The 20433-nt window shown below is 40.8% G+C and carries 21 protein-coding genes and 3 tRNA genes; 9 read left to right on the top strand and 15 right to left on the bottom strand.

The window, feature by feature from the left end:
* Positions 1-183 precede the first annotated feature (183 nt).
* A complete protein-coding gene (gene guaB / locus MKO06_RS15010; RefSeq protein ID WP_241552084.1) occupies positions 184-1656 on the top strand; it encodes an IMP dehydrogenase in 1473 nt (490 codons plus the stop codon).
* 58 nt (positions 1657-1714) lie between these two features.
* Here guaB and MKO06_RS15005 read toward each other — a convergent pair whose 3' ends face one another.
* Positions 1715-2263, bottom strand: a complete 549-nt coding sequence (locus MKO06_RS15005) for an OmpH/Skp family outer membrane protein (RefSeq protein ID WP_241552083.1) — start codon at positions 2261-2263, stop codon at positions 1715-1717.
* A 68-nt stretch (positions 2264-2331) separates the two neighbouring features.
* Positions 2332-2784 carry an SRPBCC family protein gene (locus MKO06_RS15000; protein WP_241552082.1) on the bottom strand — a complete coding sequence of 151 codons (453 nt, stop codon included), beginning with the start codon at positions 2782-2784 and terminating at the stop codon, positions 2332-2334.
* Positions 2785-2970: 186 nt separating this feature from the next.
* Between MKO06_RS15000 and MKO06_RS14995 the strand changes: the two genes are divergently transcribed.
* The 4 genes from MKO06_RS14995 (at position 2971) to MKO06_RS14980 (ending at position 8724) form a co-directional block, all read left to right on the top strand.
* On the top strand, positions 2971-3831 hold the full coding sequence (locus tag MKO06_RS14995; protein WP_341849965.1) for a peptidyl-prolyl cis-trans isomerase: 861 nt from the start codon (positions 2971-2973) through the stop codon (positions 3829-3831).
* Positions 3794-5245, top strand: coding sequence for a peptidylprolyl isomerase (locus tag MKO06_RS14990; protein ID WP_241552080.1), 1452 nt, complete (start codon positions 3794-3796; stop codon positions 5243-5245). Before MKO06_RS14995 ends, MKO06_RS14990 begins: the two co-directional genes overlap by 38 nt.
* 9 nt (positions 5246-5254) lie before the next feature.
* The gene (locus MKO06_RS14985; protein ID WP_241552079.1) at positions 5255-6205 is read left to right on the top strand and encodes an AAA family ATPase; all 951 of its coding nucleotides are present in this window, start codon (positions 5255-5257) and stop codon (positions 6203-6205) included.
* A 251-nt stretch (positions 6206-6456) separates the two neighbouring features.
* A complete protein-coding gene (locus tag MKO06_RS14980) occupies positions 6457-8724 on the top strand; it encodes an aconitate hydratase (protein ID WP_241552078.1) in 2268 nt (755 codons plus the stop codon).
* A 115-nt stretch (positions 8725-8839) separates the two neighbouring features.
* On the opposite strand, the gene MKO06_RS14975 is transcribed toward MKO06_RS14980, so the two are convergent.
* A complete protein-coding gene (locus MKO06_RS14975; protein ID WP_241552077.1) occupies positions 8840-9262 on the bottom strand; it encodes a hypothetical protein in 423 nt (140 codons plus the stop codon).
* A gap of 162 nt (positions 9263-9424) precedes the next feature.
* Here MKO06_RS14975 and MKO06_RS14970 point away from each other — a divergent pair, with 162 nt between their 5' ends.
* Positions 9425-10192, top strand: coding sequence for an XRE family transcriptional regulator (locus MKO06_RS14970; RefSeq protein WP_241552076.1), 768 nt, complete (start codon positions 9425-9427; stop codon positions 10190-10192).
* Positions 10193-10247: 55 nt separating this feature from the next.
* Entirely contained in the window at positions 10248-10808 is a 561-nt protein-coding gene (locus MKO06_RS14965) for a TlpA family protein disulfide reductase (protein ID WP_241552075.1), read from the top strand.
* Here the strand turns inward: MKO06_RS14965 and MKO06_RS14960 are convergent, their stop codons facing one another.
* The 8 genes from MKO06_RS14960 to MKO06_RS14925 all read right to left on the bottom strand — a co-directional run bounded on the left by MKO06_RS14960 (position 10809) and on the right by MKO06_RS14925 (position 16428).
* On the bottom strand, positions 10809-11945 hold the full coding sequence (locus MKO06_RS14960; protein WP_241552074.1) for a lycopene cyclase family protein: 1137 nt from the start codon (positions 11943-11945) through the stop codon (positions 10809-10811). It abuts the gene before it with no gap.
* An 18-nt stretch (positions 11946-11963) separates the two neighbouring features.
* The gene (locus MKO06_RS14955) at positions 11964-12410 is read right to left on the bottom strand and encodes a sterol desaturase family protein (protein ID WP_241552073.1); all 447 of its coding nucleotides are present in this window, start codon (positions 12408-12410) and stop codon (positions 11964-11966) included.
* A 12-nt stretch (positions 12411-12422) separates the two neighbouring features.
* Positions 12423-13262: a phytoene/squalene synthase family protein gene (locus tag MKO06_RS14950; RefSeq protein ID WP_241552858.1), complete on the bottom strand. Its 840-nt coding sequence runs from the start codon at positions 13260-13262 to the stop codon at positions 12423-12425.
* Between the two features lies 1 nt (position 13263).
* Entirely contained in the window at positions 13264-14730 is a 1467-nt protein-coding gene (locus MKO06_RS14945; protein ID WP_241552072.1) for a phytoene desaturase family protein, read from the bottom strand.
* A 6-nt stretch (positions 14731-14736) separates the two neighbouring features.
* Positions 14737-15639, bottom strand: coding sequence for a MerR family transcriptional regulator (locus MKO06_RS14940; RefSeq protein ID WP_241552071.1), 903 nt, complete (start codon positions 15637-15639; stop codon positions 14737-14739).
* Positions 15640-15826: 187 nt separating this feature from the next.
* A tRNA-Leu gene (locus MKO06_RS14935) sits at positions 15827-15910 on the bottom strand.
* Positions 15911-16124: 214 nt separating this feature from the next.
* Positions 16125-16197 (bottom strand) — tRNA-Lys (locus tag MKO06_RS14930).
* 158 nt (positions 16198-16355) lie between these two features.
* Positions 16356-16428, bottom strand: a tRNA-Lys gene (locus MKO06_RS14925).
* A gap of 127 nt (positions 16429-16555) precedes the next feature.
* Here MKO06_RS14925 and MKO06_RS14920 point away from each other — a divergent pair.
* The gene (locus MKO06_RS14920; RefSeq protein WP_241552070.1) at positions 16556-17077 is read left to right on the top strand and encodes a shikimate kinase; all 522 of its coding nucleotides are present in this window, start codon (positions 16556-16558) and stop codon (positions 17075-17077) included.
* On the opposite strand, the gene MKO06_RS14915 is transcribed toward MKO06_RS14920, so the two are convergent.
* The 3 genes from MKO06_RS14915 to MKO06_RS14905 are packed head-to-tail and all read right to left on the bottom strand — an operon-like array spanning position 17069 to position 18550.
* Positions 17069-17566, bottom strand: a complete 498-nt coding sequence (locus MKO06_RS14915; RefSeq protein ID WP_241552069.1) for a phosphoribosyltransferase family protein — start codon at positions 17564-17566, stop codon at positions 17069-17071. The genes MKO06_RS14920 and MKO06_RS14915 overlap by 9 nt on opposite strands.
* A gap of 2 nt (positions 17567-17568) precedes the next feature.
* Positions 17569-18144, bottom strand: a complete 576-nt coding sequence (locus tag MKO06_RS14910) for a methyltransferase domain-containing protein (protein ID WP_241552068.1) — start codon at positions 18142-18144, stop codon at positions 17569-17571.
* Positions 18137-18550, bottom strand: a complete 414-nt coding sequence (locus MKO06_RS14905) for an RNA-binding S4 domain-containing protein (protein WP_241552067.1) — start codon at positions 18548-18550, stop codon at positions 18137-18139. Before MKO06_RS14905 ends, MKO06_RS14910 begins: the two co-directional genes overlap by 8 nt.
* 80 nt (positions 18551-18630) lie before the next feature.
* Between MKO06_RS14905 and MKO06_RS14900 the strand changes: the two genes are divergently transcribed.
* On the top strand, positions 18631-19581 hold the full coding sequence (locus tag MKO06_RS14900; RefSeq protein ID WP_241552066.1) for an FKBP-type peptidyl-prolyl cis-trans isomerase: 951 nt from the start codon (positions 18631-18633) through the stop codon (positions 19579-19581).
* A 69-nt stretch (positions 19582-19650) separates the two neighbouring features.
* Here MKO06_RS14900 and MKO06_RS14895 read toward each other — a convergent pair whose 3' ends face one another.
* On the bottom strand, positions 19651-20424 hold the full coding sequence (locus tag MKO06_RS14895; RefSeq protein ID WP_241552065.1) for a zinc metalloprotease: 774 nt from the start codon (positions 20422-20424) through the stop codon (positions 19651-19653).
* Positions 20425-20433: the final 9 nt, after the last annotated feature.

Below are 20433 nucleotides of genomic sequence, written 5' to 3'. Positions count from 1 at the left end.
TCGAGTCTTTAAATTACTGCGAGATCAACTAAGAAACAATATAAATTACTGTACCTCAGTATTAATAGGCTTTTCGAGCAAGTTTATCGCCTATAAGTTTATTTATTGATTCTTAAGGTTTTTCATTTCCAGTTTTCTCATATATAAATCTTATATTTGCACGCAATTAAATTCTTAATTGCTATGACCGCACACGATTCAAAAATTCTAGGAGACGGATTAACTTATGATGATGTACTGCTAGTGCCAGCTTATTCTGAGGTTCTTCCAAGACAGGTAAGTATTCAATCCAAATTCACCCGAAATATTCCAATTAATGTTCCTATCGTTTCAGCTGCGATGGATACTGTAACCGAATCCCGTATGGCGATCGCCATGGCCAGGGAAGGGGGTATAGGAGTGCTTCATAAGAACATGAGCATTGAGCAGCAGGCACTGAAGGTTAGAAAGGTGAAGCGTGCTGAAAGCGGCATGATCATAGACCCGGTTACCCTTCAGATCTCTGCTAAGGTGCGTGATGCCAAGGAGTCTATGCGCGAACATAGCATTGGAGGAATTCCTATTGTTGATGAAGATGGGAAATTGTTAGGCATTGTGACCAACCGTGATCTCAGGTTCGAAAAAAACCTGAATCGTCCAATTAGTGAGGTCATGACCTCAGAAAACCTGGTTACGGTTTCTGAAGGTACTTCACTTGATGATGCCGAAGATATTCTTCAGGAAAATAAGATCGAAAAGCTCCCAGTGGTCAATTCAGATAACAAACTGGTTGGACTTATCACTTTTCGTGATATTACCAAGCTTACCCAGAAGCCTATGGCCAATAAGGATAGCTTTGGAAGACTTCGGGTTGCTGCTGCGGTGGGTGTTACAGCCGATGCGACCGATAGAGTAGAGGCTCTGGTAAATGCAGGTGTAGATGCCGTGATTATCGATACCGCTCATGGTCACACTAAAGGCGTGGTCTATGTTCTAAAAGAAGTAAAAAAGAAATTTCCAGACCTGGAAGTAGTAGTGGGAAATATCGCTACCGGAGATGCGGCCAGATACTTAGTTGAAGCGGGAGCAGATGCTGTTAAGGTGGGAATTGGTCCAGGTTCTATTTGTACCACCAGGGTGGTTGCGGGAGTTGGATTTCCACAATTCTCGGCAGTATTAGAGGTAGCCGCTGCGATAAAAGGAAGCGGAGTACCAGTGATCGCAGATGGTGGAATTCGATATACCGGTGATATTCCAAAAGCCATAGCGGCCGGAGCCGACTGTGTGATGCTGGGATCCTTACTTGCCGGAACCAAGGAATCTCCTGGCGAAACTATCATTTACGAAGGAAGAAAATTCAAGTCTTACCGCGGAATGGGTTCTGTAGAGGCTATGGAAAAAGGATCAAAAGATCGATATTTCCAGGATGTGGAAGACGATATTAAAAAACTGGTTCCGGAAGGGATCGTAGGGCGTGTGCCTTATAAAGGAGACCTGGAAGAAAGCATTCACCAGTTTGTTGGAGGCTTAAAGGCAGGAATGGGTTATTGTGGAGCCAAGGATATCGAAACCCTCAAAGAAACCGGGAAGTTCGTTAGAATAACAGCTGCTGGTGTTCATGAAAGTCATCCACATGATGTAACTATTACAAAGGAATCACCTAATTACAGCAGGTAGATTAAAACCATAAAAAAAGCCCCTCGAAAAGGGGCTTTTTTTATGCGGTCTAACCAGTTTAATTCTGGTTTTCGACCGTGTTCTCTGTAGCTGGTTTTGGATCTTTTGGTTCGATTCCCATTTTCTCCATTACTGCCAGGGTGATATCATCTTCAACTCGGGAAAATGCCAGTCCGCTTGAGCTGGCGTGGAAGATCTGGGTGAATCCGCCTTCGGCGATCACCTGTTTCATGGCCGCATCGATCTTTTCATAAAGTGGTCCCGTAAGTTCGTTTCTTTTCATTTGCATCATTACAGATGCCTTCTGGCGGAAGCCTTTGATCTGGTTTTCCAGTTGGATAATAGTGTCTTCCTTGGCTTTTTTTACATCTTCGGAAAGTCCTTCACTGGTGTCCTGGTAATCTTTTACCCTGCCTTCATAGTCTTTGATCGTTGCTTGCAGATCTGCCTGCAGTTCTTTGTTGTATTGTTCCATCCCTGCATTTACTTCAGTATTTTCAGGCATTTGTGAAAGTATATATTCAGCATCGATGGTTCCGATTCTGGACTGGGCATTCGCACTAATAGCGATAATGAAAAATAGAATTCCTAAGCTTAATCGTTTCATTTTAAAAAGTTTTTCGCAAATATAATAGCCTGCGCAAAATATTTCCAGATTTTTCTTTTTAATTGAGATTAACTATCCAGAACGCTTTTTCCATTTTCAACGAATGCTTTAAAATCTGTCATATACTTCTTAGATTGTTTTTTGAAGGCTCCAGGCATGAACCAGCCGAAGAGCTTCATAAAACCATTGAAGCGAAATTCATTTTCAGAAATCCAGCGGGTGTTATTATCGGGAGTTTCCAGAAAGCGATTGCGCTGAAAATTATAAACTCCCTTAGCTTCATAAGTCGCTGTATATTCTACTGGGAGATTATTGGTTAGGACCGTTTCGGTCATTTCGATCTCGCGTTTTCCCATTTTATACTTCAGCAGGTTCTGCGATCCTTCCTTACCCAGGTTCCCGTTTATGGGTTTCATAAAAATAAAACCCTCCTGCCAGTGCTTTAGGCTCGAGGGGTCTGAAAATTTAGCTATAACTTCATTGCGGGGCTTATTGATAATGATTTCCTGTTCGTATTTCATATCCTTGCGATTAGCTGCGAATTAAAGATACTACAGAAATAAATTAAGCTGATCAATAATAATTTAAATCTGCTGTTTTCGTTATCTCTTAAGCTTGCAGAACCTTAAGTAATTCTTATTTTTGCGCGGATATGAAAAGGGTGACCTTTATGGCATTTAAATTGTAAGATGCTAAAAAAACCGATTTTGAAAAATACGATTAACGGAATAGTCTTTGGTGCTCTTTGCTTATCGCTGGTGAGTTGCGATTATTTTAAACAAAGCGATGACCGGAAGGTCGTGGTTAGGGTGAACGACTCCTATCTTTACGAAGATGATATCAGGTCGCTCATCAACGAAAATACTACTTCTGAAGACAGTGCTATAATCGTTTCTAATTATATCACCCGCTGGGCCACACAGCAACTGTTAATAGATCGGGCAGAATTAAACCTCTCTGAAACCCAGCAGGAAGAATTCAATGATCTGGTAGCCAATTACCGGAATGAGCTATATACAAATGCCTATACCGATGCGTTGATTTCCCGTGATCTGGATACTTCATTGAATAAAGAAGAAATCAACGGTTATTATGAGGAGAATAAGGATAATTTCATTTTAAATGAAGACCTGGTTAAGATCAGGTATATCAATTTGCCAAAGAACGCCAACAACCTCGAAGATATAGAGAAGCTTTTCAGGAGATTCAATAAGGAAGACCAGCAAAACTTACTTGATATGTCTCTTCAATTCAGGAATTTTTCCATGAACGATTCCGTTTGGGTAAAGACCAAGACCGTTTATGATAAAATTGCTCCCCTGTCTGTAGAAGACAGGGCCAGGCTGCTTAAAAAAGATAATTTTATGGAATTGCAGGATTCACTAAATGTGTATCTTGTGTACGTAAATGATGTCTTGGAAAGGAATGAGCAGGCACCGTTGGAGTATGCATCTCCAGCTATTCGGGAAATTTTGCTGAATAAACGCAAACAGGCGTTGATCAAGGAACTAGAAAAAGATATTACTAAAGATGCAATTAAAAATAATGAATTTGAAATATACAATTAAATCGATTGTAGCCGGGATGCTTCTGTTAGGAAGTGTAAATTATGTGACCGCTCAGGAAGTGATCGTAACCGATAGTACATCTATTCAAACCGAAGCCGAAGTCAGGGCAAAGGAAGAAGGAAAGCAGGGGAGCCAGCGTACGAAAGTAGACGGCATCGCGGCCGTGGTTGGAGATTATATCATTCTCGATAGCGATATAGACCTTATGTATAAGGATATGCAAAGCCAGGGAATGTCTACCGCCGAGGTGACCGACTGCAACCTCGCAGGTTCACTGATGGAAAATAAACTTTATGCGCATCATGCTATCCAGGATAGTATTATTATCCCTGATTCGCAGATTAACGGGATGATAGATCAGCAATTACAGGGTTTCATTCAGCAGGTTGGGTCTGTAGACAAAGTACTCGAATATTATAATAAGGATACGGAAGAGGAACTTCGTGAAGAGCTTTTCCGAATCAATAAACAGCGACAGCTTGCCCAGCAAATGCAGCAGAGGATCATTGACGAGATCGAGGTTACTCCGGAAGAGGTAAGACAGTATTTCCTAAATATGGAAGAAAAGCCTATGTTCGGGACTGAAGTGGAACTTTCACAGATCGTAATCGAGCCGGAAGTTCCAGAGTCTGAAAGACAGAAAGTGATCGACAGGCTGAATGAATTCCGTGCCGATATCATTGATAATGGTGCCAGTTTTGCGACCAAGGCAGTACTTTATTCAGATGATGAGGTTACAGGTCGGGACGGAGGAAGAATTACCCTTACGCGTAAAGACCCGTTCGTAAAGGAATTCAAGGATGTGGCTTTTAGCCTCCAGGAAGGTGAAATTAGTGAGCCTTTCGAAACCGAATTTGGTTATCATATTATCCAGATCGACAAGATAAGGGGGCAAACTGTAGACCTGAGACATATCCTGCTAATCCCTGATGTGACGAATGCTTCAGTAGAAGCGGCAAGAACCGAGATCGATTCAGTAAGAAGCAAAATAGTAAGGGGAGACCTTGATTTTGCAGATGCTGCAAGAGAAGTTTCAGACGAAGAGGAAACTAAGAATGATGGTGGTAGATTGATCAATCCAAGAACCGGTGATACCAGATTTGAATTGACGAAAGTAGATCCCGATCTTTTCAAACAGGTAGAAGGTTTGGAAGAAGGAGAAGTTTCCTTAATTTTAACTCAGCAAACCCGAATTGGAAAACCTCAGTTCAAGATTATCAAGGTTACCAAAAAGATACCTGAACATACGGCCGATTATTCAACCGATTTTCAGAAGATCAAACAGCTTGCGCTGAGAGATAAGCAACTAGAAGCTATTGAAGAATGGCAAAGGGAGAAGATCTCTGATACGTATATAAAGGTAAATGGTAAATATCGCGAATGCGATTATTCCAGCGATTGGGTTAAAAATTAAAAAGAAACTATGTCTGACGTTGCCCTGGTAGAAAAACTGGTTGAGAAACATCGGGATCTGAAGCGTGAAATCGCAAAGGTGATCGTAGGCCAGGATGAAGTGATAGAACAAATCTTACTTTCTATCTTTTCCGGAGGGCATTCCCTTTTGATAGGGGTACCTGGTCTTGCCAAGACCTTAATGGTAAATACCATTGCAAAGGCATTGGGACTTAATTTTAAGAGAATCCAGTTTACTCCAGATCTTATGCCCAGCGATATACTGGGAGCCGAGATTCTGGATGAGAACAGGAAATTCAAATTTATAAAAGGCCCTATTTTTACCAACATACTTTTGGCGGACGAGATCAACCGTACGCCACCAAAAACACAGGCTGCCTTGCTGGAGGCCATGCAGGAGCGAGCGGTTACGGTAGCAGGTCATCACTACAAACTGGACCTGCCTTATTTTGTGCTGGCAACCCAGAACCCGATCGAGCAGGAGGGAACCTACCCCTTGCCGGAAGCGCAATTAGACCGGTTTATGTTTGCGATCAACCTGGATTATCCCAGTTTTGAGGAAGAGGTAGATGTGGTGAAAACCACAACGACTGATGAGTTCCAGGAAGTAAATCCATTATTCAATGCTCGGGAAATATCAGATATCCAGCATGTGATTCGCAGGATTCCTGTTCCAGACAATGTGGTGGAATACGCGGTTAGACTTGTTGGAAAAACGCGTCCACTTAACGGAGCTCCAGATCTTATCAGGAATTATGTAGACTGGGGTGCAGGCCCTCGAGCTTCACAGAACCTGATCCTGGCAGCCAAGACCCATGCTGCTGTTAATGGTAAGTTCTCTCCAGATATTGAAGATGTCCAGGCAGTTGCCTTCGGAATCCTGAGACATCGTATCATCAAGAATTATAAAGCGGAAGCTGAAGGTATTACCGAAGAAGAGATCATTAAAAAACTCTTTTAATCTTTCAGTCTGCTGAATTTTTAGATAATTCATATTCAGTCTAAAAAGACATTTCCTTTATTTTCTGATCTTAACTTTGACAAATTCTCAATTTTGCACCTCAAAATTGATTTTTACTGAATTTTTAATGCCTAAAATTATAATTTCAGAAATTATTTATACTAATTTTTGAGATTCGCTTCCAATTTTCAAAATCGATAGGAAATCCTTATTTTTGCAAGACTTTTTTAGAATTAAAAAACAAACAGAATATGGCATACGATATTGATATGATCAAAAAGGTGTATAGCCACATGGCCGACAGAGTGAATAAAGCTCGCAAGGTTGTGGGTAAGCCTTTGACACTTTCAGAAAAGATCCTTTACTCGCATTTATGGGATGGTGAAGCTACTGAAGCTTACACCAGGGGAAAGGATTACGTTGAATTCTCACCAGACAGGATTGCCTGCCAGGATGCGACCGCGCAGATGGCATTATTGCAATTTATGCAGGCCGGTAAGAAGAAAGTTGCAGTACCAACCACTGTTCACTGTGATCACCTGATCCAGGCGAAAATGGGTGCGGCTATCGACCTTCAATCGGCAAATAAAACCAGTAGTGAGGTTTTCGATTTTCTGGAATCAGTATCTAACAAATATGGAATTGGTTTTTGGAAACCAGGTGCAGGTATTATCCACCAGGTTGTTCTTGAAAACTATGCTTTCCCGGGAGGAATGATGATTGGTACCGATTCTCACACCGTTAACGCGGGTGGACTTGGAATGGTTGCCATTGGTGTAGGTGGAGCTGATGCGGTAGACGTGATGGCCGGTATGCCATGGGAGCTTAAATTCCCAAAATTAATAGGAGTGAAATTAACCGGTAAACTTTCCGGATGGACGGCTCCTAAAGATGTGATCTTAAAAGTCGCAGGTATCCTTACCGTGAAAGGTGGTACCGGTGCAATTATTGAATATTTTGGAGAAGGAGCACGCAGCATGTCCTGTACCGGTAAAGGAACTATCTGTAATATGGGAGCTGAAGTGGGTGCAACTACTTCAACTTTTGGTTACGATGATTCCATGGAGCGTTACCTTCGTGCAACAAACCGGGCTGATGTGGGTGATGCTGCAAATGAAGTTCGTGAGCACCTTACCGGTGATGATGAGGTATATGCAAATCCAGAGCAGTATTTCGACCAGGTGATCGAGATCAACCTTTCAGAATTAAAACCTCACCTTAACGGGCCGTTTACTCCAGACCTTGCCACTCCAATTTCTGAAATGGGAGCAAAAGCAAAGGAGCACGACTGGCCAATCAACGTAGACTGGGGTCTGATTGGTTCCTGTACCAACTCTTCTTATGAAGATTTGACAAGAGCCGCTTCTATTGCAAAACAGGCAGTAGATAAAAAAGTGAAAGCAAAATCTGATTTTGGTATTAACCCGGGATCAGAACAAATTAGATTTACAGCAGAAAGAGACGGATTGCTTCAGATCTTTGAAGATCTGGACGCAACTATCTTTACGAATGCCTGTGGACCATGTATTGGCCAGTGGGATCGTTCAGACAGGAAAGGTGACGAAAAGAATACCATCGTTCACTCCTTTAACCGTAACTTCTCTAAAAGAGCAGATGGTAACCCAAATACCCATGCATTTGTAGGTTCTCCTGAAATGGTAGCAGCTATTGCCATCTCAGGTCGTCTGGATTTCGACCCAACCCGTGATAAATTGATCAACGAGGATGGAGAAGAGGTGATGCTAGACGAACCACAGGGAATAGAACTTCCAACAAAAGGATTCGCTGTTGAAGATGCGGGTTATGTGGAGCCAAAAGAAGATGGAAGTGATGTTGAAGTGAAAGTAGCTGAAGACAGCGAAAGACTTCAGTTATTGACTCCTTTCGAACCATGGGATGGTAAAAACCTTACAGGAGCAAAATTACTTATCAAGGCTCACGGAAAGTGTACCACAGACCATATTTCAATGGCAGGACCATGGTTACGATACAGAGGTCACCTGGACAATATTTCCAACAACTGTTTGATCGGGGCGGTGAACGCCTTCAATATGAAGACTAACTTCGTTAAGAACCAGTTAACCGGAGAGTATGACGGAGTACCTGCTGTACAGAGAGAATATAAGAAAGAAGGAATTCCAACTGTTGTGGTAGGAGATCATAACTATGGTGAAGGTTCTTCAAGGGAGCATGCGGCCATGGAGCCAAGACATCTTGGAGTAAAGGTGGTATTGGTGAAATCATTTGCCCGTATTCACGAGACCAACCTGAAAAAACAGGGAATGTTAGGTCTTACCTTTGCGAATGAGGACGATTATGATCTGATCCAGGAAGACGATACTTTTAACTTCGTTGATCTGGAATATTTTGCTCCAGACAAGCCGTTGACGATCGAGATCGTTCATGCAGATGGCAGCAAAGATACCATTAAGGCAAACCATACCTATAACGCTCCGCAGATCGAGTGGTATAAGCACGGCTCAGCTCTTAACCTTATCAAGAAGCAAAATGCAGCATAAATAAAAGCAGCATATTAACTATTGAAAAAACCTCAGAATTATTTCTGGGGTTTTTTTGTTCCTGATGGAAGGTTCCTGTTTTAAGTAATTATTTTTTGAATAAGTTAGCCCGAATTTAATCTTCCTGTAAATAATCTTCGATACGTTCCTTTTGACGTAAAAGAAGATCTATAATTTTTCTGGATGCATCAGGTGTGTAAAGCGCCTCATAATATAAGTGTAAATTATGTCGCTCAAAGCTTTGTAATGCTCTCCAGTCTTTATTCAGGAAAAGATATCTCATAAAAAAACTTCCACGCACGGAGCTGGAAATTATATATAAAAGTGGTTTTTCTGCTTCCGTGCAATTATCATTTCGTACCTTATGTATACTTTGAGTAAGTTCCGTTCGTATTTTCTTTCTTACCTCCAACCGCTCATTACAAACGGACTTCCGGGAATCACCAGCCTGGTTCAATAATTTATAACGGCTCATAATCTTATCATTACAGGCCTCTAACCGGTACAAACGAGTCAACAATAAATAAGGAGTTACCATGTGATGACAATTTGGTAAGATTTAAAAGTAATCCTTAAATAAGAGGCTGTCTGTGATATTATACTATTAAAAATTATAAGGATATCTGGGAATATTATTTTTAATTATAAAGTGTTCTTAAAAAAATGGGATGTCCGTTATTTGAATAAAAAGCAGGAGTACATGAAAAATAGGGTTGAAATAGGGAAAAGAATTAAGAGATTAAGACTGGAAAATGATTTCTCCCAAACCCATATTGCGAAAATATTATTCATCTCCCAGGCTGCATATTCCCTTATCGAAAATTCCCAGAACGGGATCGTCTCAGAACATATTATAAAATTAAGCCGGTTATACGGGGTTTCCACCGATTATATCCTCACTGGCGATAAAAGTATAATTAGAATAGGAAGAGATACAGGATTTGTTCCTATGCTCAGGACATCTAATCATCGCCACTTATTAGCTGCAATAGAAGATGATTCCATAATAGATATTAAAGACTGGTTCAAGTTGCCAGATTTTGATCCTTCGAAGGATCAGACCTTGTTTAAAATGGAAACCGAAGGTATGGCCCCGGTAATATTCCCGGGTGACGTTCTAATATGCCACCTGCAGTCTAATTTAGATAAGGTTCTGGACGGTTCAGCCGTGGTGGTGATCACGGTTCAGGGAATTCTGGTAAAAAGATTAAAGAATGCGAAGAATGCGGATTATTTCCTCTTTGAAAATGATAATGAGACCTTCGGGTTACCGGAAAGGATCATGAAGAAAGACATTAAAAAACTTTTGATGATAAGGGGCAAGATCAACCATGTTCTAATCTCAGGCCAGAATACTGCTGAAAAGAGTAAAATGCAGAAACTGGAAGAAAGCATTGAAGTCCTTAAAAAAGAGCTTTTCGAAATGAACCGGAAACTGGCCTCTTTAACTGGCAGTAACAATTCATAAAAAGACTTGAGACTGCTAGGATTTTTTTATTTCTTTACTGCCAAGAATTAGAAAGATGAAGTTGTTCAAAAACCAGTGGACTAATATTATCATGATCGTGATCATCCTGGCCATGATCATTCCCCAAACCAGAAAACCCATACAGATATTTGTAAATAAACTTATCTCCTTCGCCCCTTCGGTAAATGATGAAGAAGACAGGGAGAAAATAGCCAGTTATAACTGGGTGCTTGAAGACAAAAGAAAGAAGCGTATTGAATTTTCAGAATTTGAAGACGAGGTGGTCATCGTTAATTTCTGGGCAACCTGGTGCGCTCCCTGTATCGCGGAAATGCCAAGTTTCCAGGAATTATACCAGGATTACGGAGATAAGGCAACTTTCCTGTTCATTTCTGGGGAACAGCATGAGACCACCGATAATTTCATGAAGAGGAAGCGATATGATCTTCCGTCCTATAAAATGCTTACCAAGGCACCCGCACCAATGGATGGCAGAACCTTACCCACTACCTATGTGTTATCTAAAGATGGAAGTATCGTGGTTGATAAGGTTGGTGCTGCCGACTGGAATAGCGACAGCTTCAGGAAAACCCTGGATAAGTTACTTGCTGAGTAACTAGATCTTTTTGAAAAAGGATTTCATGAACTGGGGATGGAACAAGGATTTCATGATTTTGATATCTTCAGAGAACCGGGTTTCTTCATCGAGAAACCTGAAAATATCCTGAATTGAATTACGGGTGTATAATTTCATGAAAAGGTCTTCTCCCAGGTCGTTTCTTTTAAGCAGCACATGGAGAAAGATAGCATCATATTTACGGAATCTTTTGTTCAGGAGCCTGTAGGATGGTTTATGGCCACTCTTGATGTTTTCAATAAGCTGATCGATTTTCTTTTCGGAGTTTTTAAAGGAATAGCCTGACGAAGCCTTCACCCATCCGCCTCCCGTACCTATTTTAGTAATATAATCTGAATTCTGTTCCTCGAAAGGAAAATCGGTCATGGGAATGTTGCCGGATTCGGTTCCCAGTATCCTGTAATCCTGAATTTTGAGTACCTGCTTCAGGTATTTCTCCAGTTGTTTGTCATAGACATCTTCTTCGGTTAGAAAAGGAGTGAAAAAAGTATATTCAACCAAAGCTTTTTTTGGGCTTAGAGGAAGTACATAGGTAAAACAGGTAGCATTCTTATAGCCGATCCTGAAATCCATCATGGTGAACATTGAAGGATCAAAATGTTCTTTTTCGGTCTCTATCATCCAGCCTTTAAAATGCTGGTGGATCATGCTGTATTTTTTATGTTCCATGTAACCGGGATCTGGCCTGCTATCAAAAAAATGGGTTGCGGTATAACTTCCATTTTTGCCTATAGCGGTTCGGGTTACCGGGTCAATCTTTTCGACTTCATCCTCAATAAAAATGAACTCTTCTTTAAGCTGAAGTTGTTTTTTGATCGCTTCATTAAAATCGATGGAGCTCAGCATTTTATAGGAATATTCACCTAGATCGGTGATCTTTTCTATTTCAGAAGAAAATAAACCAGCCTTTTTCCAGGAATGTATGGTCAAATCATCCCAATTCCCTTTACCCTTTTCCCAGTAACACCAGGTTTTGTCTTCTATAGATTTCGATAAAGGATCTATTATGGCGATCTTTTTCCCTTTGAAAAAAATATCCTGAGAAATACGGGAGGCAAGCTGAAGTCCAGCCAGACCACCACCCACGATAACGTAGTAATAATCTGGCGTGATCATCTAAATTTGTAGGGTCTTTTATTTTTTAAAATATTTGAAAGGTACAAAAAGCATCCCGAAACATTCACCATCATCTTTCCCCAAATGCTTGTGATGCATTTTATGAGCTCTTCTTATACCTTTGGCGTATTTGTTATTTGCATTTCTGAACAACTTGAAACGCTGGTGAATAAATATATCATGAACGGTAAAATAGGTAATTCCGTAGGCCAGTATTCCAAACCCAATGGGTAAAAGTCCCTGCCAGATTTTATCATAGAATAAAAAACAGCCTATACTTACAAGGGCATAAAAAACGAAGAAAAGGTCGTTCCTTTCCCACCAGCTACTGTGCTTTTTATGATGATGATCTTTATGGAGACTCCACAAAAATCCATGCATCACATATTTATGTGTAAACCATGCCATTCCCTCCATTACTATGAAAGTGCCGAGAAAAATAGCGATCCATAAGAAAATATTCATCAATATTATTTTTTAAATAAGGTTTAGCCTGTAAGAGATATACGATTTAGCGAGTAATCCGGCTTTTTCATAATTAGGAACTCGAATTCTTCTTTTTCGAATCTCTAACGAAGGCACCTTTTTTAATTTATGTAGTAGTCTTCTATAATAAATATAAGCAGTGTAAACTCCAAATTTAGCCTCTACAGGTAAATGTGCAATACCATTAAGACCTTTTTGAAAATCTTCTTCGATTTCATTAATTATCTTCTCCTTATTAATTTCATTAAGTTCAGAAAGATCCACATTCGGAAAATAACTGCGGCTCAAATCCTCATAATCGGCTTTAAGGTCCCTTAGAAAATTGACCTTCTGAAAAGCCGATCCCAGGCTCATGGCAGAATCTTTTAAAAGTTCATATTTTCGCTCATCACCTTTGACGAATACTTTAAGACACATAAGTCCAACCACATCTGCACTGCCGTAAATATACTGCCGGTATTCTTCCATACTAAGGTAATCGCTCTTATGCAGGTCCAGCCTCATACTGGCCATAAAGGCATCATACAAATCTTTTTGAATTCCATACTTGTGGACGGTTTCCTGGTAGGCGTTCAATATGGGATTCAGGGATATTTTTGATTCAATCGCTTTGTGAAGATCTTGTTCAAAGTCGTTAAAAAGTCTTTCCTTATCATAATCATGGAAGGTATCAACGATCTCATCGGCAAATCTCACGAAACCGTAGATGTTATAGATATCCTGTCTAATGGAAGGAGCAAGCATTTTTGTAGCCAGGGAAAATGAGGTGCTGTAAGAATTGGTTACGGTCTTACTGCAAGACCTGGACACGATGTCAAAGAGGGCTTTCATATCAATTTTTTTCATTTTTTTCAATTAGTCCGGCGACCAGTTTTCCTGAAATCAGGGAGGGGGGGACACCGGGACCGGGCACGGTTAACTGCCCTGTAAAGTAAAGTTGGTTAACTTTTTTACTTCTTAACTTTGGTCTTAAGAACGCGGTTTGGAAGAGCGTATTGGCCATTCCATAAGCATTTCCTTTATACGAATTGTATGCTTCCTTAAAGTCCTTTACACAGAAGGATTCTTTAAATATAACATTACTTTTTATTTCCTGTCCGGTAATTCTCTCAAAACGATCGAGGATAATATTAAAATAACGTTCACGGATCTCGGGTGTGTCTTCAAGATCGGGGGCAAGAGGGATAAGAAAAATACCCGCTTCTTTTCCGCTGGGAGCGCAGGTTTCATCGGTTACCGATGGAAAACTTGCGTAGAATAATGGGTCTTCAGGCCAGCCGGGTTCATCATATATGTTCTTCGCATGTTTCTCAAAGTTACTGTCGAAAAACAAGGTATGATGCGAGACCTTATCCAATTTCTTGTCGAAGCCAACATAAAATAACAGGGAGGAAGGAGCAAAGGTTTTTTTGCTCCAGTAAGATTCAGAATACTGCCTTTTATCCTTATCGAGCAATTGTTCAGAATGATGATAGTCTGCCCCGGTGAGCACCATATCTGAATAATGAGGTTTGCCATTAACCTGTATCCCTATTGCTTTGTCTCTTTCGGTAATTATTTTTTCAACATTTGAATTTAAGTGGAAAACGACACCTAATGATTCAGCCAAATCCTTTATTCCTTCAATGACTTTGTACATGCCACCTTTTGGATGCCAGGTCCCCAATCCAAAATCGGCATAATTCATAAAGCTGTAGAACGCAGGTGTGTCACTGGGTTTCGCGCCCAGGAACAACACGGGAAATTCAAGGATCTGTCTGAGCTTATTGCTCCTGAAATCCTTTCTTACGTCTGCGCTTATATTGGAGAAAAATCTTGATAACCGGGTAGTAGTTGCAGGAGTGATGAGTTCCAGGGGGGAAATGCCCGGCCTGTAAACAAGATCTTTGATGGCGATATCGTAATTATCTTTTGCTTTGCTGATAAAGGCTTCCAGCTTTTTGGAGCTGCCAGCCTCCTCTTTTTCGAAGTTATTGTAGATTTCATTAAGAGAGCCCGGGATCAGGATAGAATCATCCTTGCCAAAATAAACCTGGTAGGCTGGGTCGAGTTTATCAAGTTGGTAATAATCTGATGTTTTCCTGTTGAAATCTGCAAAAAACTTTTCGAAAACATCAGGCATCCAGTACCAGGTAGGACCTATGTCGAAGGTAAAGCCTTCTTTTTTAAGTTGCCGTGCCCTGCCGCCAACAGTGCTGTTCTTTTCGAATACTTCCACATCATATCCAGCTTTCGAAAGATAACAGGATGCTGCAAGGGATGAGAATCCGGAGCCTATAATAGAAATTCGTTTAGTCATTAAAGCTTACAGGGTATTGATAAATTCGGTAATGGAGCTATATATTTTGATGTGTTCAGAGAGATTTTCCGGATTTAATTCTTTGGTTTTTTGCCCAAATAATAATAATTCCCTGGGTTTATCTCTGCACACTTTTCCTTCGAACTCTTTAACAAATTCGTGTACATCAGTATTCACAGGACTTACAGTAAGGTAGCTCATAAATTTGATGTTCTCGTGGAAATCAAGAAGGTAATCTATATTGTCCATAGGTAAACTATGCCCCAGATAGATCACTTTTCTTCCAGCTGCCAGTAATTCATAATTCAGATAGAGAATTCCTATGTCATGTATCTCGTTTTCCGGTAGGAACAGGACATAGATTTGATCGTCATCACTGGTTAGATTGGTGAATTTTAGTTCAGCAATGTTCAGGTAGATCTTTTGTCGTATCAATTCAGTGATATAATGCTCATGAATTGGTTTTATAGTGTCTGTTTGCCATAAGATCCCTATTTCTTCAAGGAGAGGAAGGAATACATCATAAAAAACTTCCCGGAAGGTTTTGGTCTTCCTAAGCTGATTGTAGGTTTCAAGAAACAGGTGATCGTCAAAGTTCATCATGGCCAGCTTTAAAGCGTTGAGCGCCCTGTTTTCCTCGCTTGCTGAAGCCGAAATTCTTCTTACCAGTTTATTGATCTCTTCTTCATTCATTTTGGATATCCTTGAGATTTTATATCCATGTGAATTCAGAAAGGAGATATTTAGAAGTTTTTGTAGGTTTTCCCCATTATAGAGCCGAATATTGGTATCGGTGCGTTCCGGGTCCAAAATATCGTAGCGTTTCTCCCAGATTCGGATAGTATGGGCCTTGATTCCGGTTAAATGCTCCAGATCTTTTATGCTAAAGGTTTGTTTGATATGTTCCATTCTTTCATATAAAGCTTAAACAAATCTAAACAATACCGTGCATAAAATCCATTATTGATTTGTTAAATTGTTTAACTAAGTAGTTAAAAAACTAAACAATTGTAAAATGCAAAAGATGATAGTGTTGATATTCAGGGAGATATCAAAGTGGAGAAAAAGAATAAAAAAGAAATTTTATGGAAAAAAGTGCCCGAGGCGGGAGTCGAACCCGCACGCCCTAATGGACACATGGCCCTCAACCATGCCTGTCTACCAGTTCCAGCACCCGGGCGACAAAATTACCGGGTTAGTCCGGTAGATATCTATTGTAAAGAAGAAAATAGTGATTTCTGGAATAAAGTTCCAGCTCACTTTGTGATCTGGCTGGGGCTTCCTTCGACTACGCTCAGGACATGCTTCTCGCCCTTCCAGCTCACTTTGTGATCTGGCTGGGGCTTCCTTCGACTACGCTCAGGACATGCTTCTCGCCCTTCCAGCTCACTTTGTGATCTGGCTGGGGCTCGAACCCAGGACCCTCTCCTTAAAAGGGAGATGCTCTACCAACTGAGCTACCAGATCTAAAACCATTAAATTATGAACTTTCCTGTGATCTGGCTGGGGCTTCCCTCGACTTAGCTCGGGACATGCTTCTCACCCTTCCAGCTCACTTTGTGATCTGGCTGGGGCTTCCTTCGACTACGCTCAGGACATGCTTCTCGCCCTTCCAGCTCACTTTGTGATCTGGCTGGGGCTCGAACCCAGGACCCTCTCCTTAAAAGGGAGATGCTCTACCAACTGAGCTACCAGATCAATAAAAAAACATCCGTCTTTTTGCGAATGCGGGTGCAAATATACACTCATTAATTTATTTTTCAAGCCTTATTTGCTATAATTTTATCATAGTTTTGCCTTTGACTCAATATAAGCAAGTTATAGGATGAGAATTTTTTTAATCGGATATATGGGTTCCGGGAAATCCTTTATTGGAAAGCGACTCGCGGAAAGAATCGAACAAAAATTTATAGATTTTGATGAGGAAATCGAAAAAATCGAAAATCTGAGTATTTCAGAGATTTTTCAGCAAAAAGGTGAGATCTACTTCAGGAAACTCGAAAGAAAAGTTCTCGAGCAGGTTTTGAGCCAGGAACAGAATGCCGTGATTTCTTTAGGAGGCGGTACACCCTGTTATGGAGATAATATGGAATTGATTCGAGAGGCGAATGACGCCGTATCTTTTTATTTGAAATTATCTGTGCAGCAGCTTACCGAAAGACTTTTTTCTGAAAAAGATGAACGTCCGGTAATTAAGCATCTTCAAAATAAAGAAGAGCTCGAAGAGTTCATTCGGAAACATCTTTTTGAAAGAGGCTTTTACTATAACCAGGCAGACCATGTCATCGATTGCGGAGGCAAAGATTCAGAAGAACTGATCACAGAAATTACAAATCGCTTAAGATAGTTCTACCCGTTCGTTATTTTCTTCCAGTATTACTTTCACCGTTTCGCTTAGAGATGTGGAGAGTGATATGCCTTTAAAATCGGCTTTTACAGGGTATTTCTTGTGATTGCGATCTACCAGGACGGCCGTTTTGAACTGTTTTAAAGGAACATTCAAAAAGTGCCTTACTCCATAGATTAAGGTAGTTCCGGAATTTAGTACATCATCTACCAGGATGACCGATCTACCCTTGTATTCTTCTGAAGTTAGCGATGTTTTGATCTCGTTTAAAGGCTGTTTCTTATCGATCTCTACTTTACACAGTGAAATTTTTAACGGAGAAATAGAAATGAGCTCTGTTTCTATCTTTTTCGCAAGTTCATAACCATTCCTGGCAATCCCGGCAAGAATGATTTCCTTTTCGTTCATATTGCTTTCATAGATCTGGTACGCGATACGACGAACTTTATGCTTTATTTGTTCCTGGTTTAGAATAGGAAGCTTTTCCATCTTTATTTTTTTGTGAATTTAAAAAACAATTCGTTGCCCTGTCTAGGGGGGATCGAATTATAGCAGGGTTCCAAGATATCAATTTTAAAATGCTCACTAAAATACGTTAAATATTCCTGTTTACTGCCGCCAAACGGAGGCCCGTTTTGAGTAAGTTCAAAGTTAAATAACAGGCCGGCAATTCTACCTCCGGGTCTGAGCAGATCTGCCGACTTTCGGGCATAGGCCGGACGCATTTTTACAGGGATCGCGCAAAAGAAGGTTTGTTCAAGTATGAGGTCGAACTTTCGATCCATTTCAAAAAAGTCGGCTTCAATTAGCTGCTCCTCGGGAAATTCAGGTAATCTCTTTTTCAGATTCTGAAGTGGTTCCCGCGCGATATCGCAAACAAATACATTTTTGAAACCCGACTTAAAAAGATATTCGGCTTCATAAGAATTACCAGAACCAGGAATTAGAATCTCAAGGTCTTTGTTTTTAAGCTGGTCTGCATATTCTTTGATAGGGGTAGAAAGGTATCCAATATCCCAGCCGGTATTTTTATTCCTGTAGCGTTTAGACCAGTATTCCTTATTCACTATCCTTATCCTTGTTTAAATTTTCATTAGGCTTGTCGCTAGCATTATCGAACCACTCATCTATATCTCTTCTGTCTTTCTTGGTAGGGCGTCCCGTGCCTTTTTTGCGATAATAATCCTTTGAGTACTTAAGCAGGTCCTGGGCTTCGAATGCTTCTTTGGGGGTAAGGTCTGTAATGTAAATATTAACCAGTTTGGCACCAACCCTGCTTTTCGGAATGTCAAGGATCTCGAGCTCATAATTGATCTGGTTCTTTCGCACTTTTAGTTTATCTCCGGGAAATACTTCTTTGGAGGGTTTCAGGATCTCATCTTCTAGCCTTACTTTACCCTGTTTGCAGGCATTAGTTGCCAGGCTACGCGTTTTGAAATACCTCACACACCACAGAAATTTGTCAACTCTCATAATTTGAAGGCTAAATAGGCGTTCATAATTAAGCAAAAATACAAGATTATTGTATCTTGCGCCTCCAAAATAAAACTTCGATGAGATTAAACAAAATATGGGTGTTAGGCCTTTCAGTTTTCCTTGTTTTTTCATGCAATAATAATGATGATGATGGTGTGGAAACGATTCCACCGAGAGACAGGGGAGAGGTGGCGATCGAGAATGACCAGGAGCTAATCGAATATATGTCAACTCATTTTTATAACTATGAGGATTTCGAGAATCCTGCTGAAAATTTTGACTATGTGGTGAGATTTGATACCATCGCTGGTGAAAATTCAGATAAGACTCCAATTATAGAATCTGAAGACCTGATCACCAAGACTGTAAATTATCAGGGAGTAGACCAGCAGCTGTATATTCTTAAGGTTAGGGAAGGCGAAGGGCCCGCTCCAAGGAGTACCGATTCGGTTTTTACTGCCTTATTGGGTGAAAATTTAAAGGGTGCGGTATTTCAGAATAATATTAAAACTCCAACCTGGTTTAATTTATCGGGTTACCAGATCAAAGGTTCTAATGGCGTTGTACAAAGAGGAGGAGGGACTATTAAAGGTTTCCAGGAAGGATTTGTAGAATTTAGAGCTTCCACCGGTTACGAGGTTCTTCCCGATAATACTACAAAATGGAATAATGATTTTGGTGTAGGAGCCATATTCATGCCTTCAGGTTTGGCTTATTTTAGCGAATCGCGACCTAATATTCCCCAATATTCTCCAATTATTTTTAGTCTCAACCTGTACCTGGTTAATGTAGCCGATCATGATGGGGACGGGATTCCTTCTTATATGGAAGACCTCAACGGAGATGGCGATGCATTTAATGATGATACCGATGGGGATGGCCTGAGCAATCACTCTGATGCCGATGATGATGGCGACGGAACTCCAACCAGGGAAGAGATCGAGATCCTTGAGGATGGTACGATCATCTTCACCGATTCCAATAACGACGGAACCCCGGATTACCTGGATCCTGATGTTTTTAAATAAGCAGATAATTTATACGAAATAAAAAAATCCCCGGAACTCCGGGGATTTTTTTTGCAATAACTTTTGCTATTATTTTCCGCCTATGGACTGAAGATCATCGATGCAGGCCTGGTCCAATTGGGGTATCCCGCTGCCTTCCAGCACATCAAAAACTCCCGTTCCAAATTCGATTGATGCTTTCATAAGACAACCGTCAATTCTGCAGTGTCCCTGGTTCTCCGGGTCCTGGTGGTCTGAGACCGGGGCCGTACCCAGGTCTACTAATCCAAATAAATGTCCTAATTCATGGTTCAGGGTTGCGGCTTCAATGGTTGCACGGCTCGGAGATCTTGGCCTGCTGGCAAAAGTCTGAATGGTTCCCTGGTAGATCACCATGGAAGTATTCCTGAAGGCAGAGCCCAGAACAAATTTGTCGTTTTCATCCTTTTCATTGCTTCCATCTGCAAAATAGATCCAAACCGCAATTTCGTCACCGGCATTATAGGCCGTTCGTTCCTGTTTTTCGATCTCAACGATTTCTTCAATAGAGAATGGAGCTTTACCTGAAGATGCCACACTGCGGAGACTGATATTGATGCCGTCTGGCTTGTAAACCCGCTGTTCCAGAAAGGTCTGGAACTTGCTTATGGCTTCGTTAGTAGGCTTGCTGCCTTCCACATAGACCATCTCTATATTAAGCGAGGTGAACTTAACATCGCTCAGCAGATCTTCAGCTGAAGAACCCAGAGATTTTAGGTTGGCAGATCGGTCAATGCCGTCTGATGGTCCATCGCTTTCCCGGGTACACGAAATTGCCAGCGAAAGGCCTGTTAGCAGTAGAACTAGTCTTATTAAATGTTTCATGTTGTAAGT

This window comes from Christiangramia oceanisediminis, assembly GCF_022570735.2.
GTDB classification, from domain to species: domain Bacteria; phylum Bacteroidota; class Bacteroidia; order Flavobacteriales; family Flavobacteriaceae; genus Christiangramia; species Christiangramia oceanisediminis.
This window is presented reverse-complemented; position numbering and strand designations above follow the sequence as displayed.

Coding starts and splice junctions, on each gene's coding strand:
- guaB (WP_241552084.1), top strand. CDS start 184: ATGACCGCACACGATTCAAAAATTCTAGGAGACGGATTAACTTATGAT.
- MKO06_RS15005 (WP_241552083.1), bottom strand. CDS start 2,263: ATGAAACGATTAAGCTTAGGAATTCTATTTTTCATTATCGCTATTAGT.
- MKO06_RS15000 (WP_241552082.1), bottom strand. CDS start 2,784: ATGAAATACGAACAGGAAATCATTATCAATAAGCCCCGCAATGAAGTT.
- MKO06_RS14990 (WP_241552080.1), top strand. CDS start 3,794: ATGCAATTAAAAATAATGAATTTGAAATATACAATTAAATCGATTGTA.
- MKO06_RS14985 (WP_241552079.1), top strand. CDS start 5,255: ATGTCTGACGTTGCCCTGGTAGAAAAACTGGTTGAGAAACATCGGGAT.
- MKO06_RS14980 (WP_241552078.1), top strand. CDS start 6,457: ATGGCATACGATATTGATATGATCAAAAAGGTGTATAGCCACATGGCC.
- MKO06_RS14975 (WP_241552077.1), bottom strand. CDS start 9,262: ATGGTAACTCCTTATTTATTGTTGACTCGTTTGTACCGGTTAGAGGCC.
- MKO06_RS14970 (WP_241552076.1), top strand. CDS start 9,425: ATGAAAAATAGGGTTGAAATAGGGAAAAGAATTAAGAGATTAAGACTG.
- MKO06_RS14965 (WP_241552075.1), top strand. CDS start 10,248: ATGAAGTTGTTCAAAAACCAGTGGACTAATATTATCATGATCGTGATC.
- MKO06_RS14960 (WP_241552074.1), bottom strand. CDS start 11,945: ATGATCACGCCAGATTATTACTACGTTATCGTGGGTGGTGGTCTGGCT.
- MKO06_RS14955 (WP_241552073.1), bottom strand. CDS start 12,410: ATGAATATTTTCTTATGGATCGCTATTTTTCTCGGCACTTTCATAGTA.
- MKO06_RS14950 (WP_241552858.1), bottom strand. CDS start 13,262: ATGAAAGCCCTCTTTGACATCGTGTCCAGGTCTTGCAGTAAGACCGTA.
- MKO06_RS14945 (WP_241552072.1), bottom strand. CDS start 14,730: ATGACTAAACGAATTTCTATTATAGGCTCCGGATTCTCATCCCTTGCA.
- MKO06_RS14940 (WP_241552071.1), bottom strand. CDS start 15,639: ATGGAACATATCAAACAAACCTTTAGCATAAAAGATCTGGAGCATTTA.
- MKO06_RS14920 (WP_241552070.1), top strand. CDS start 16,556: ATGAGAATTTTTTTAATCGGATATATGGGTTCCGGGAAATCCTTTATT.
- MKO06_RS14915 (WP_241552069.1), bottom strand. CDS start 17,566: ATGGAAAAGCTTCCTATTCTAAACCAGGAACAAATAAAGCATAAAGTT.
- MKO06_RS14905 (WP_241552067.1), bottom strand. CDS start 18,550: ATGAGAGTTGACAAATTTCTGTGGTGTGTGAGGTATTTCAAAACGCGT.
- MKO06_RS14900 (WP_241552066.1), top strand. CDS start 18,631: ATGAGATTAAACAAAATATGGGTGTTAGGCCTTTCAGTTTTCCTTGTT.
- MKO06_RS14895 (WP_241552065.1), bottom strand. CDS start 20,424: ATGAAACATTTAATAAGACTAGTTCTACTGCTAACAGGCCTTTCGCTG.